General features: G+C 63.1%; 10 protein-coding genes. 6 read left to right on the top strand and 4 right to left on the bottom strand.

From position 1 onward, the window contains the following. Positions 1–5 precede the first annotated feature (5 nt). Positions 6–1,352 carry an ActS/PrrB/RegB family redox-sensitive histidine kinase gene (locus tag IPM06_09695; protein ID MBK8770689.1) on the bottom strand — a complete coding sequence of 449 codons (1,347 nt, stop codon included), beginning with the start codon at positions 1,350–1,352 and terminating at the stop codon, positions 6–8. 20 nt (positions 1,353–1,372) lie between these two features. Next, positions 1,373–2,128: a type 1 glutamine amidotransferase gene (locus IPM06_09690; protein ID MBK8770688.1), complete on the bottom strand. Its 756-nt coding sequence runs from the start codon at positions 2,126–2,128 to the stop codon at positions 1,373–1,375. A gap of 105 nt (positions 2,129–2,233) precedes the next feature. Between IPM06_09690 and IPM06_09685 the strand changes: the two genes are divergently transcribed. The 4 genes from IPM06_09685 to IPM06_09670 are packed head-to-tail and all read left to right on the top strand — an operon-like array spanning position 2,234 to position 6,065. Continuing rightward, complete coding sequence (locus tag IPM06_09685; GenBank protein ID MBK8770687.1) at positions 2,234–3,082, top strand: sugar phosphate isomerase/epimerase; 849 nt, start codon at positions 2,234–2,236, stop codon at positions 3,080–3,082. Continuing rightward, positions 2,998–4,293, top strand: a complete 1,296-nt coding sequence (locus tag IPM06_09680) for a Tm-1-like ATP-binding domain-containing protein (GenBank protein ID MBK8770686.1) — start codon at positions 2,998–3,000, stop codon at positions 4,291–4,293. Before IPM06_09685 ends, IPM06_09680 begins: the two co-directional genes overlap by 85 nt. Continuing rightward, a complete protein-coding gene (locus tag IPM06_09675; GenBank protein MBK8770685.1) occupies positions 4,290–5,120 on the top strand; it encodes a phosphoenolpyruvate hydrolase family protein in 831 nt (276 codons plus the stop codon). The genes IPM06_09680 and IPM06_09675 overlap by 4 nt, the downstream gene beginning before the upstream one ends. A gap of 9 nt (positions 5,121–5,129) precedes the next feature. Next, positions 5,130–6,065, top strand: coding sequence for an SRPBCC family protein (locus IPM06_09670; GenBank protein ID MBK8770684.1), 936 nt, complete (start codon positions 5,130–5,132; stop codon positions 6,063–6,065). Here the strand turns inward: IPM06_09670 and IPM06_09665 are convergent. Together IPM06_09665 and IPM06_09660 are read right to left on the bottom strand one after the other, a co-directional pair. Beyond that, entirely contained in the window at positions 6,057–7,664 is a 1,608-nt protein-coding gene (locus IPM06_09665; protein MBK8770683.1) for a L,D-transpeptidase family protein, read from the bottom strand. The two genes, IPM06_09670 and IPM06_09665, sit on opposite strands and share 9 nt — an antisense overlap. A 48-nt stretch (positions 7,665–7,712) precedes the next feature. After that, positions 7,713–9,062, bottom strand: coding sequence for a glutamine synthetase (locus IPM06_09660; protein ID MBK8770682.1), 1,350 nt, complete (start codon positions 9,060–9,062; stop codon positions 7,713–7,715). 84 nt (positions 9,063–9,146) lie between these two features. Between IPM06_09660 and IPM06_09655 the strand changes: the two genes are divergently transcribed. Both IPM06_09655 and IPM06_09650 read left to right on the top strand, forming a co-directional pair. Continuing rightward, entirely contained in the window at positions 9,147–10,424 is a 1,278-nt protein-coding gene (locus tag IPM06_09655; GenBank protein ID MBK8770681.1) for an FAD-binding oxidoreductase, read from the top strand. Between the two features lie 168 nt (positions 10,425–10,592). After that, complete coding sequence (locus IPM06_09650; GenBank protein ID MBK8770680.1) at positions 10,593–13,559, top strand: phosphoglycerate dehydrogenase; 2,967 nt, start codon at positions 10,593–10,595, stop codon at positions 13,557–13,559. The last annotated feature ends 46 nt before the right edge of the window (positions 13,560–13,605 follow it).

Raw genomic sequence — 13,605 nt, 5'->3', positions numbered from 1 at the left:
TTGGGTCAAGGGCCATGCAACGGCGTTGGACCAATGTCGACGACGGTGCGCGGCCAGTTCAGGGTAATCCGGGCGCCCTCCGCCGGTGGCCGCTGGTTGGCCAGCGTCACCGTTGCACCGGACCGTTCGAGCAGCGTCTTGGCGATGAAAAGGCCAAGCCCCATGCCCTCGTGGGTGCCGTCGGCCTCGCGGGATTCCGTATAGCCGGGGCGTGTGGTGACATAGGGATCGCCCAGCCGGTCGAAGATCTGCTGGTCGAAGCCGGGTCCATCGTCGCTCACCACGAGATGGACATGCGACTTGTTCCATGAGGCATCGACCGTCACCTGCGACTTGGCGAAATCGATGGCGTTCTCGAGGATATTGCCCAACCCATAGGCAATGGCGGGATTGCGCTGGAACACAGGTTCAGGCGACACGGCCACGCGCGCCTCGGCCTTGCAGTGAATGCGGATTTCAACGTCAGAGCCGCGCAAGGGCGCGACGAGGTCCTCGATCATGGAGGAGAGTTTCACCTGGCCGAACATCTCGTCGGCTGCCTGGTCGCGGTTGGAGAGGCGCGCCAGGATTTCGCGGCAACGGGCTGTCTGGCTGATCAGCAGATCAATGTCTTCGCTGTGCGGGGAGACCGGCGGCATTTCGCGCTTCAATTCCTTGGCAACGAGCGCAATGGTTGCCAGCGGTGTGCCAAGTTCATGGGCCGCCGCGGCGGCGAGGCCATCCAGGGCGGAGAGGCGCTGTTCGCGGGCCAGCACCAGTTCGGTCGCGCCCAGGGCGGCGGACATCTGGCGCGCTTCCTCGGCGATGCGGCGGGCGTAGATTGCGGAAAAGACCGTGCCGCAGACAATGGCCACCCACAGGCCTGCGAGATAATTGGGATGAATGTCGAGTGGAACCCCCGGCGGCCAGGGCAGCGGCAAATGATAGAAGGCCAAGGCCGTGGCGCAGCCGAAGCTCAGCGTGCCCAGCGCCAGTGTGGACCGGAGCGGCAGGGACGTGGCTGATACTGTGACGGGCACGAGGAAAAGGAAGGCAAAGGGATTCTGCAGACCTCCCGTGAGATAAAGAAGTCCGGCAAGCTGCACGGTATCATAGGCGAGCAGCAGCCCGGCCATGCGCGATGACAGGCGAAGGCTGCCGTGCCAGCGGATGCTGAGGAAGATATTGAGCCATGCCGAGAGTGCGATGAGGGCAAAGCACGGCCCCAGCGGCATGGGATAGCCCAGATAGAGCGCCACGATCAGCACCGCGGCGGACTGCCCGATCACCGCCAGCCAGCGCAGCCGCACCAAGGTGCGCAGGCGCAGGAGATTGGCCCCGGAACTCCGGGGCTCGTCGATGGTGTCGTTCAGAGGTCTCAAGATGCCTTGTGTTACACCTTCACCAACTGCTTGACGAGGGCATCCACCATGCGCGGAAGGTCGTAGGGGAAGCGCGCCGTGATGAGGTTGCCATCGACCACGCAGGGTTCGTCCAGCACCGTGGCACCGGCGTTCTCCAGGTCGATCTGGATATTCCACACCGCCGTGGCGCGCTTGCCTTTCAGGATCCTGGCGCTGACCATGACCCACTGGCCGTGGCAGATGGCGCAGGTGGGCTTGCCCGATGCGTGCATGTCGCGCACGAAGGTCCGGGCGTTCTCGTCCATGCGGAGCGCATCGGGATTCCAGCAGCCGCCGGGGAGGATGACGGCGTCATAGTCGGCGGCCCTGGCCTCGTCGGTGTAGCGGTCGATCTTGATCCAGCCGGCATTCTCCATCAGGCGGATGGCCAGGACATGGGTGCCGCACACGGGCGGAAAGCGGAGGCCAAGAGTGGGGTCGAACTCGCCGATGCGCGGCGACACCACATGGACCGTTGCGCCATGCTCGGTCAGCCACTTCATCGCACCCATGATTTCCACCTCTTCCACCCCGTTGGTGCAACAGATGGCGACGCGCTTGCCCTTCAGGAGGTTCGTATCTCCCGGCGGATTGAAGAGGAAAGCATTCAGTTCGCGGTTCAGCTCGCCGTCGGCGGTGGACAGCAATTCGGTCGAGATCGACGGCACCGGCGACTGCGTCATCAGTTGCTGCATGCGCTGGAAGGCGGCGGCCTGCAAAGGCGTTGCGGACAGAGGCTTGTTCATGCTCGTTACTCCCAAAAATCTGGTGACCGCGCGCTTTCATTGCATGAGCGCAATTGACACCGCTTGTGTTTGTGCAAAACTGTTATATCAGTTTGGGAGAGCCGAATGAAGTACGGATTTAACCTGCTCCTGTGGACAGGCCATGTGACGGAAGAGCATCTGCCGATCTTCAAGGCGCTCAAGAAGGCGGGCTATGACGGCGTCGAGTTTCCGCTGTTTGACGGTACGCCCGATCACTACGCGCGGCTTGGCGAACACCTGGACAAGCTGGGGTTGGAACGGTCCACCGTGAGTGTGCTCGGTTCGGGCCACAACCCCTTGTCGCCAGACAAGGCGCAGCAACAGGCGGCCCTGGAACGGGCGAAGTGGGCGGTGGATTGCACGGCAGCACTGGGCGGGACAATTCTGGCCGGTCCCATGCACTCCGAACTCGGCTACTTCTCTGGCGGGCCCGCCACCAAGCAGGAGCATCAGCGCGGTGTTTCCTTCCACCGCCGGGCGGGTGATCACGCGGCCAAGAAAAACGTGCGCTTTGCCGTGGAGGCACTGAACCGCTTCGAATGCTATTTCCTCAACACCATGGAACAGCTTTGCGAGCATCTCGATGCCGTGGACCATCCGCATGTGAAGGCGATGTACGACACCTTCCACAGCAACATCGAGGAAAAGGACCCGGTGGCTGCGGTCAAAGCGATCAAGAAGCACATGATCCATGTGCACGTCTCGGAAAACGACCGGGGCACGCCGGGCAAGGGCCATGTGCCCTGGGCCGAGACCTTCAAGGCGATCAAGGCGGCCAAGTATGATGGCTGGATGACGATCGAGGCCTTTGGCCGTGCCATTCCGGCACTTGCTGCAGCCACGCGCGTATGGCGCGATTTCTTCCCCAACAAGGAGGAGGTTTACAAGGTGGGCCTGAAGACCATGAAGCAGGGCATGGCCCGGGCGCGCTGACCATGGCTTCCGGAACCGTCTACGTCATCGGCACGCTCGATACCAAGGGCGAGGAGTTGCACTATGCGGCGCGGCTGGTGCACAGCGCGGGCGCACGGGCGCGGCTGGTCGATGTCTCCACCACGGCCCATGACGGTAATGCCGACGTCAGCGCTGCTGCCGTCGCCGCCCATCATCCGGGCGGGGAACGTGCGGTGCTGGGCCTCACCGACCGTGGCGCCGCCGTCACCGCCATGGCCGAGGCGTTGACGCATTTCCTGCTGGCGCAACGGGACGTGGGCGCGGTGCTGGGGCTGGGTGGATCGGGCAATACGGCGATTGTGACCACGGCGATGCGCGCCCTGCCCGTCGGCATTCCGAAGATCATGGTATCGACGCTTGCCTCCGGAAATGTCGCGCCCTTCGTCGGCGCCAGCGACATCATGATGATGCATGCGGTGGCCGATGTGGCCGGGCTGAACAGCGTCACCCGCATGGTGATCGGCAATGCGGCCCATGCCGCTGCGGGCATGGTGCTGAACGATATTCCCCTCACCGACAGCGCCAGGCCCGCAGTGGGGCTCACCATGTTCGGCGTCACCACGGCGGCCATCACGCAAATCAGGGCCGAACTGGAACAGACGCACGACTGCTTCGTGTTTCACGCCACGGGCACGGGCGGCCAGTGCTTCGAGAAACTCATTGATTCCGGCCTCCTGACGGGAGCACTGGACATCACCACGACGGAGGTGGCGGACTTCCTCGTGGGCGGCGTTCTTCCGTGTACGGAGGACCGTTTTGGCGCGATTATCCGCCGCCGCATTCCCTATGTGGGGTCAGTCGGGGCCTGCGACATGGTGAATTTCGGCGCACGCGAGACGGTGCCGGCCAAGTTCGAGGGGCGGCAGTTCTATATCCACAATCCCTTCGTCACGCTGATGCGCACGACACCTGCTGAAAACGCCGCCATCGGTCACTGGATTGCGGCGCGGCTCAACCGCATGGAAGGCCCGGTGCGGTTCCTGCTGCCGCTCAGGGGCATCTCCGCCATCGATGCGGATGGCAAGCCCTTCCATGACGTCGCGGCCGATGCCGCACTCTTCCAGGCAATCGAAAGCACCTTCGTACCTTCACCGATCCGCAAGCTCATCCGGCTTGACGCCCACATAAACGATCCCGCCTTTGCCGCTGCTGGCGTCGCGGCCTTCCGGGACATCCAGGAGACAGCATGACACGTCATTCGCGCAAGGATCTGCTTGCGAAATTCCACAGCATGATCGAGCAGAAGACGCCGATCATCGGCGGGGGCGCCGGCACCGGACTCTCGGCGCGCTGCGAAGAGGCGGGTGGCATCGACCTCATCGTCATCTACAATTCCGGACGCTACCGGATGGCGGGCCGCGGCTCGCTGGCAGGTTTGCTGGCCTATGGCAACGCCAACGAGATCGTGAAAGAGATGGGCCGCGAGGTGCTGCCGGTGGTCAAGCACACGCCGGTGCTCGCCGGCGTCAACGGCACGGACCCGTTCATGCTGCGCGAGCATTTCCTGGATGAACTGAAGGCCATGGGCTTCGCCGGCATCCAGAATTTCCCGACCGTGGGCCTCTTCGACGGGACGTTCCGCAAGAATCTCGAGGAAACGGGCATGGGCTACGGCCTGGAGGTGGACCTCGTGGCGGCGGCGCATGCGAAAGACATGCTCACCACCCCCTATGTCTTCTCGTCCGATGAAGCGACCGCCATGACCAAGGCCGGTGCCGACATCGTGGTGGTGCACATGGGCCTGACCACCGGCGGCAACATCGGCGCCGAGACGGCACTCAAACTTGCCGACTGCCCCGGCTCCATATCGGAGATGGCGGAGGCGGCGCGCAAGGTGCGCAAGGACGTGATTGTCCTCTGCCACGGCGGTCCCATCTCGTCGCCTGAAGATGCCGCCTTCATCCTGCGCAACACCCAGGGCATCCACGGATTCTATGGAGCGAGTTCCATGGAACGCCTGCCCACGGAACGGGCGCTCACGCAACAGACCCGCGATTTCAAGTCCATTCGTTTCTGAGGAACAGTCATGGCCCGAGCCTATGCCAGCATCATACTCAATGCGCCCGTGGAAGCGGTGTGGCCGCTGGTGCGCGACTTCAACGCGCTGCCCAAATGGGCACCCGCCATCGCGCGCTCCAAGATCGAAGGTGGCCTTGCCTCCGACGTGGTGGGCTGCGTGCGTTCGTTTTACACCCACGACGGAAGCCACATCCGCGAACGCCTGTTGATGCTCGATGATGCCCGCTATTGCTTCACCTACAATTTCGAGAAGCCTGCCTTTCCCGTGCGGAATTACATCGCGACACTACGGCTTCATCCGGTTACGCAAACGAACCAGACCTTCGCGGAGTGGGAGGCGACGTTCGATGAAGGGCCGGGCGATGAAGGCAAGTTCGAAAGGCTGATCTCGAAAGAGGTGTTCACCACAAACCTCAAGAACCTGTCCGCCATCATCAGGCGCGACAAGCCGCAGGCGCCTGAGGGTGCCGTGCGCTGGAAGGCGGGACAGCCCAACAAGGTGTGGACCTCGCGCGCCATCAAGGCACCGGTGGACAAGGTGTGGGCCATCATGCGCGATTTCGCCGGCATGGGCGGCTGGCATGGCGACATCACGAGGATGCACATGCTGAAGAAAGTACGCTCCGACAAGGTCTCCGGCGTGCGCGATTTCTACTTCGGTGATGGTCACCTGAACGAGGAGCTGCTCCACCTCTGCGACCTGACGCGCAGCTTCAGCTACCGCATCACCAAGTGCGAGATTCCGTGGATCAACTACGTTTCAGGCCCGCGCCTGTGGCCCGTGACAATTGATGACACCACCTTCGGTGTCTGGACGGGTGACTGGCAGGCGTCGCCGCAGGACGACCTCGTGCTCATTCCGCGCACCGAGCAGAACGTTTATCAGCGCGGTTTTGCCGAACTGGAGAAGAACTTCTTCGGCAAGCCGAAACGGTCAGCTTGACGGACGCCCGAACAGGGCCGCTTCCAGCTTGCGGTCGCGGCCATAGACATCCGGCCGGAACTCGATGCCGCGCGCCGTGGCAAAGGCCGTGGCGTAGACGATGTGGATCGGGATCTTCTGCGGCAGCACCACCTTCTTGGTTTGCTGCGTGGCCCAGATACTGTCGATCAGGCTCTTGCTCATGTTAAGCTTTTCACCAAGCAGCTCATAGGCCAGATCGTCGGGCCGCGAGAGGCGGATACAGCCGTGGCTGAAGGCGCGCGTGGAGTTGGCGAACTTGTCCTTGGCGGGCGTGTCGTGAAGATAGATGTTGTGCGGGTTCGGCAGCATGAACTTCACCTTGCCGAGCGCGTTCTTGGGCCCGGGCTTCTGCCGGAAGGTGAAGGGGAAATTGCCGGAACCATAGGCCGCCCAATTGACACTGCCCCAGTTCGCAAGCTTGCCGTTCACGAACAGCTCGAATTCCTCGGCATACTGGTAGGGGTTGGCCTTCAGCTTGGGCAGCATTTCCTTGGTGGCGATGGTGTAGGGCACCGTCCACGTGGGATTGAGTTCGACATATTCCAGTTGGTGTGAGAACTCCGGGGTCTGCGTGGCGACGGCACCGACGACGACGCCCATGCGTTCCCGTTCAACCTTGCCCTGCACCCACTCCAGTTCGAAGCCGGCGATGTTGACGAGGAAATGCTCGTCGCCCAACTGGTCCGGCATCCAGCGCCAGCGCTCCATGTTGAGGATGATCTGGCGCTGCCGTTCGGCCGGCTTGACGTTCATCGCCGTCACGGTCTGCTTGCCGAGCAGGCCCTTGGCTTCAAGGCCGTGGCGCAACTGGAACTTCTTCACCGCTTCGAAGAGCGTGGCGTCATACTTGGCTGACGCCGAGTCCGGCCCTTCGTAGTCGCCGGTGAAAGAAAGGAGTTCGCGGATCTTTGGCACGCGCGCGTCGCTGCCGCCCGGCTTCAGGCTGTCGCCCTGGCCGATCACGGGCCATTCGAAGCCTTCGTTGATGACGCGTGTGTAGGCCTTCAGCATGCGCTTCAGTGTCTGGTAGTGATTGTTGCGCGGCTCGAACAGCGAGAGTGCCTTGCCCGCGTCCTGCTGCTTCTGCATCTCGGTCAACACCCGCAGCGCATCGATGGTCTTGCGGTTGCGGAAGAGATTGGGATCGACCTTCTGCGGCGCGACGCGGCCGATCTTCAGGTCGGCGGCGTAGGCGATGAAGAAAGCGGAATAGTAGAGTTCGGCCTTGGCACCTTCAGCGGCACCGCCCGATTGCGCGGCAGAGGCGAGGTCACGCAAGGCATCGATGGGATAGGCATTGGGATCAAGGCCATCCAGCGTGGCGTTCTGCAAGCGCTGCAGGAACTGCTGCATGTGGCCCGTGCCCACCCAATAGGGCGCCGCCCTGCCTTTCACATAGAAGGCACTGAGGGCACTTCGCACCCGCTCGATGGGGAGCGGCATGCGGGCCCCGCCGGAGAGCGTATCGCCCACGGCGGACTGCACTGCGGAAGCGGGCGCTGCCGCTTCTGCCGCAAAGGGTGCAGCCAGCACCAGACCTGCCAACAGAATGCTTCGCTGCAACCACTTCAGCATCATGCCGCAACTCCTGTCCCCGGGTTCAGAATCAAAGTGATAGCATGACACTCAGACGTTGAGGAGAAGATATTCCCGTTCCCACGAGCTGATGACGCGGCGGTAGTGTTGCATTTCCTCGAACTTGACGTCCTGGTAAGCCTCCACGAACTTTTCACCCAGCACCTGCTTCAGGGCCTTGGTGTAGTTCAGCTTGTCCAGCGCTTCCTCAAGGTTGATGGGCAGTGTGTGGGCGTAGCGGTAGGCCGAGCCTTCCACCGGTTCCGAGGGCTTGATGCGTTCGACCATGCCGAGATAGCCGCAGGCCAGCGACGCGGCGAAAGCAAGGTAAGGATTGGCATCCGCCCCCGACACGCGATTTTCCAAGCGGAGATTGCTGGGATCGGACGAGGGCACGCGCAAGCTCACCGTGCGGTTGTCGAAGCCCCAGTGCACGTTGGTGGGCGCATCGGAATCCGGCACGAGGCGGCGGTAGGAATTCACGTTTGGCGCACACATGGGCAGTGCCGCCGCAAGATAGCGCTGCAGGCCGCCGATGTGATTGAGGAAGAACTTGGAAGGCTTGCCATCCTTGCCCGAGAAGATGTTCTTGCCTGAGCGCAGGTCCAGCACCGACTGGTGGATGTGCATGGAAGAGCCCGGTTCGTTGGCGTGGGGCTTGGCCATGAAGGTGGCATACATGTCGTGCTTCAGGGCCGCCTGACGCACCGTGCGCTTGAAGAGGAACACCTGGTCGGCGAGGTCCAGCGGATCACCGTGGTTGAAGTTGATCTCCAGCTGTGCCGGCCCGCTCTCGTGCGAGAGTGTGTCGACGTCCAGCTCCTGCGCCTCGCAGTAGTCGTAAATGTCCTCGACGATCGGATCGAAATCGTTGGCAGCGTCGATGCCGTAGGCCTGGCCACCCGGCTCCTTGCGGCCCGAACGCCCGACGGCGGCCTCCAGCGGATAGTCAGCGTCGGGGTTGCGCTTCACCAGGTAGAATTCCAGTTCAGGCGCCACCACGGGCCGCCAGCCCTTTTCCTTGTAGAGCTGCAGCACGCGCTTCAGCACATGGCGGGGCGCGATGGAGACGGGTTCATCGTTGAGGTGGAAGACATCGCAGATCACCTGTGCGGTGGGCTCAGTGTACCACGGCACCACACGCACGGTATCCACGTCCGGCTCCATGTAGACGTCGATGGCGCTGGCGCTCACCGCTTGCGTTTCCTGCACGTAGCGGCCGTTGATGGTGAGCGTGAAGATTTCTTCGGGAATGCGGAGACCGCGATTGCGCTGGCCCTTGAGGAATTTCTTGGGCGGCAAAATCTTGCCGCGCGCCGTGCCGGACATGTCGGCCACCAGGCACTCCACCTCGCTGATGCGGTTGCTGGTGATGTATTCCTCGAACTTCGGATGACTCATGATTGTTCGCTATGCTATTGATTTCCGGACAATAATGCCCGCTTTCCGCGCGTTCCGGAAGGGGGAGCCTAGAGCGTTGAAAGCATGAGACAATCCCTGATTGCCGAGAGTTACTACCAGGCGACGGCCAAGCTGAGCGACGCCTATCCCGCACTGGCGGGCGACGTTGCCTGCGATGCCGTTGTCGTGGGTGGCGGCTTCACCGGACTTTCGGCAGCGCTTGAACTGGCGGAGGCAGGATTGTCGGTCATCGTGCTGGAGGCGGGCCGCATCGGTGCGGGCGCATCGGGCCGCAACGGCGGCCAGATCTGCACCGGTTTCTCGCCGGGGCAGGCACGCCTTGAAACGCAGGTCAGCAAGGCCGATGCGCAGAGATGTTTCGCCCTCGCCGAAGAGGCCAAGGCGCTGATCGAGTCACGCATTGCGCGCCACAAGATCGACTGTGACCTGACATGGGGCTACCTGCATTGCATTCCCAAGCCAACGCAGATGGACATGCTGCGCGAATGGGCGGAGGAGTATGCGGCGCTCGGCTATTCCGGCTGCACGGTTCTCGACAAGCAGGCGCTGCAGGCCAAGCTGGGCTCGACGCTCTATCACGGCGCCATGCGCGAACCGCGCGCAGGACATTTCCATACCCTGAACTATCTCGCAGGCCTCGCTGCTGCGGCGGTTAGGGCGGGTGTGCGCATTCACGAAAATTCCCGCGTGCTGGAGGTCGATACCGGTTCTGCACCCTTCGCCCGCACGGCGGCGGGCAAGGTGACGGCGAAGTTCTTGGTGATTGGCGGCAACGCCTATCTGGGCAAGACGGTCCCCGCCCTCTCGGGCCGGGTGATGCCGGTCACCAGCTACATCATCACCACTGAACCGCTTGGTGAGGCACGGGCGAAGAGCCTCATCATGGACAACGAGGCGGTGGCGGACAGCAATTTCATCGTCGACTATTTCCGCCGCACGCCGGACCACCGCCTGCTCTTCGGCGGGCGCGCCAGCTATTCGACGCTGGAACCTTCCGACCTCGGCGCCTACATGCGGCCGCGCATGCTCAAGGTCTTTCCGCAATTGGCGGATGTGAAGATCGCCCATGCCTGGGGTGGCTATATCGCCATCACCTCCAACCGCATTCCCGATTGCGGGCGGTTGTCGGCCACCACCTACTATGCCCACGGCTATTCCGGTCAGGGCGTGGCGCTGGCGCAAATGTATGGAAAGCTGATGGCAGAGGCTATCCGCGGCACGGCGGAACGCTTCGACCTCCTTGCCCGCTTCCGCCACCTCCCCTTCCCCGGCGGTCCCATCCGCACGCCGCTCCTTGCGGCAGCCATGCTGTACTACCGGATCAAGGACGCGCTGAGCTGAGGCTTTCGTCGCGGGCGGCGCAATGATGTGCGTCCGTCATCTCGGGTCATGTCGGAAAATGATGCTGGGTTGGCGGCAGCGGGCGGGTGCGTCGCCGAAAGACTGCGCAGGAAGGATCATCAAGAAGACCGCCGCGCAACAGCGCCTCACCCGTGCAGGAAACCGCCCATGTCCAATCTCGACAGCCTGAAGCAGCAACACGCCGCGACCCTCGCCGCCACGGCGGGCGGCCCGCCGGCGCGGACGAGCAACCCCTTCTTCGGCGTCGGCCCCATCACCGATGCGGCGGCAGACGAGACCGAGGCACGGCGCAACCGCTTCGCGTTCGAGCGCTGGCTGGAACAGAACTATCGCAAGCTCGACGACACCGGCAAGGACATCGGCCCCTTCACGGTGGCAGAAATCAGCCGCTCCATGCATCGCGGCTATCCCGCCGACAAGTTCATCCTCGACATGATGCGGGAGATTCACACCTACTTCGGTTTCCCGAAGTCGAACCGCATGGCGGTGGGCCTGGGCGGCGGTCATTCGGGCTTCACCGTGGCGGCGCTGCACCTGATCGGCGGCGATACCGCGCAGCAAATCTACATCGACACACCGCGCCCCGAGAGCGAAGCCGCCAGCGCGGGCGGGTTCTTCCGCCAGTCCTGGGGCGCCCAGATCATTGAACTGATGCGCCTCTCCAAGGGTGGCGATGAAGCGCGCCTGCATTTCGCCGAGAACGAAGGCAGCATCCCGTCTCCCTCGGTGTTGCAGGGCAAGGGCGTGAAGCTCGTCTTCGGCGTCGGTCACGAAACGACGGGGGCCACCACCTATACCAAGGCCGAAATCCAGAACCTCCTCGCCTGGATCGACAGCAATCCGGGCGAACACCACGCCATGCTCGACGCAACGTCGCTTCTCGGTTCGATGCCGTGGGGCGATGACCTGGTGAAGCAGGTGACGGAGAAGTGCTGCTTCTTCATGCCGTTCCAGAAGGCAATCGGCGGCATCTCCGGCTATTTCGTCATTTCCTTCACACCGCAGGCGCTGGCCCTGGTGGAGCGGAATGCCAAGGCGCCGCTCGCGGCCATTCCCCGCCAGCTCAAACTTGCCACACCGCTGGACCAGAAGAAGCCCCTCTCGGGCGAGCGCAGCGTCAACATCGGTCCGTTCTACGACCCCGTTGGCGACAAGATGCTGGGTGGCGTCATCAACACCTTCTCGACGCTCGCCTTCGCCGAGACAACTTTCGGCCTGCAGCGCGTGGCCAAGATGATCGGTCCCGTCGCAACCATGAATGCGCGCTCGGTTGCCAACCGCGCGGCGCTTAACAGCTGGATTGCCGGACAGTCGCTGCTGCAGCTGGGCGTGACCGAGGCCGAGCGCCGCGGCGCTGCCGTGACGCTGCTCCGCGTCAATGATGCGGACATCAGCGATGCCGGCATTCACGCCCGCATCATCGCGCGCTCGAAGCAGCTGCTCGGCGTTGAAGGCCTCACCCATCCCAATGGCACGCGCGAAGCGGGTCTCGACGTCGCCCGCTATGTCAACGCCTTCCCCGGCACGCCCGGTGATTATCGCGCCTGGATCGGCGGCATTCGCGAGGCATCCGACATCACGGCCCTCGCCGAAAACCTGGCCTATGCCTATCTGCGCGCCAAGGCTCTGGTGCTCGAAGAAGAAATGGAAAAGCTGGGCCACCGCATTCCCGCGCCGAAGAAGCAGGCGGCACTTCCCCGCGTCGATGACCCCAGGCGCGCCTACAAGGTGCTGATCGCCGATCTCATCGGACTGCGCTTCGACAGGAAGGGCAAGCCCGATCCGGCTGATGTGAAAGCCCACATTGAAAGCCGCGGCGGCAATTTCCACCTCGGTCCGCAGTCGGCCAGGAAGGCCTATGCGCCGGGCATTCACTTCTTCTACATGCCAGACCTTTCGACCGAAGCAGAAATCCTGCCGCTCACCAACAAGGGCCAGTATGACGCGGTGATTGCCGCGGCAACCTTCCTGCCGAAAGATGCACAGTTCCCGCTGGGTGGCGTGCGCATCGGCGCCGGCACCGGCAACATGGCGTGCGGCTCGTGGGGTGGCGGCAATGGCGCGGGCGGTGTGGCACCGCTCATGAACACCCCGAGCTTCAACAGCCGCGCCACGGCGCAGATGACCATGAAGGCGCTGCTCAAGGTGATGCCCGATCTCGACGTGGAGACGCTGCACAAGCGCTCTGCCGCGGGCAAGTTCGACACCGGCAAGGACCTGAAGGACTTCCCGACGGAGAAGCTGGAAGGCAAGACCATGGCGATCATCGGCTATGGCAACATTGGCCGCGAAGTGGCTCATCTTGCAGCAATTTTCGGAATGCATGTGAAGGTTCACGCGCGCCCGCGCCACAAGGTTTGGATCGAGTCGGAAGGCTTCACCTTCGCGCCGACGGCGGAAGATGCGGCGACCGGCGCCGACGTCATCAGCGTCCACACGGGCCTTGGGCCCCTGGATGCGAAGACGAAGACCTTCGCCAACGCCGGCGTCATCAGTGCGGCAATCCTCGGCAAGCTCAACAGGAACGCCATCCTGCTCAACTATGATCGCGGCGAATGCGTTGACGTGAAGGCGCTCGACAAGGCGATGAAGAGCGGACAGGTGCGCTACGCCGCCATCGATGCCGATCTCTTCAAGTCGGGTGCCAAGCTGTCGGGACCGCTCGTCCCCTACTTGCCGCTGGCGAAAAAGTACAAGGGCCGCATCGAACTGCTGCCACATGCGGCCGCCGATACCGAGCACGTCTCACGTGTCGAAGGGGCCAAGCAGGCTGTTGACCAGATCATCGACGTCATTCAGTTCAAGCGCGTGCGCAACCTGAAGGGCGACCTGCCGGAAGGCTTCGTCAATGCCGGTCCGTCGACGGTGAGCGGCGTGGGCCGCGTCACCCGCAACGACCTTGCGGCGGCGGTGGCGAACAAGCGGGCGCTGGCCGATGTCCGTGGCCTCGCGGAGGAAGTGGCCGCCATTCTCGCTGGTCTCGATTCAACGTCGCAGGCCGACATGACGAAGCTGCAGATGGAACGTCACGGCGCGGCCCTGCTGAAAGCCTCGAACGCCTTGCAGACGAAGATGCGCGCGCTCGGACTTGAAGGTCCGTTCTACGGCGACTGAGGGCGGCATCACACTCCACTCTCCAGCCGAAGCATGGAGAGTGAAC

The sequence above is a fragment of the Hyphomicrobiales bacterium genome (assembly GCA_016710435.1).
In the GTDB taxonomy this organism is placed as follows: Bacteria; Pseudomonadota; Alphaproteobacteria; order Rhizobiales; family Aestuariivirgaceae; genus Aestuariivirga.
The sequence above is the reverse complement of the archived record's forward strand: the minus strand, read 5'-3'. Positions and strand labels throughout refer to the sequence as shown.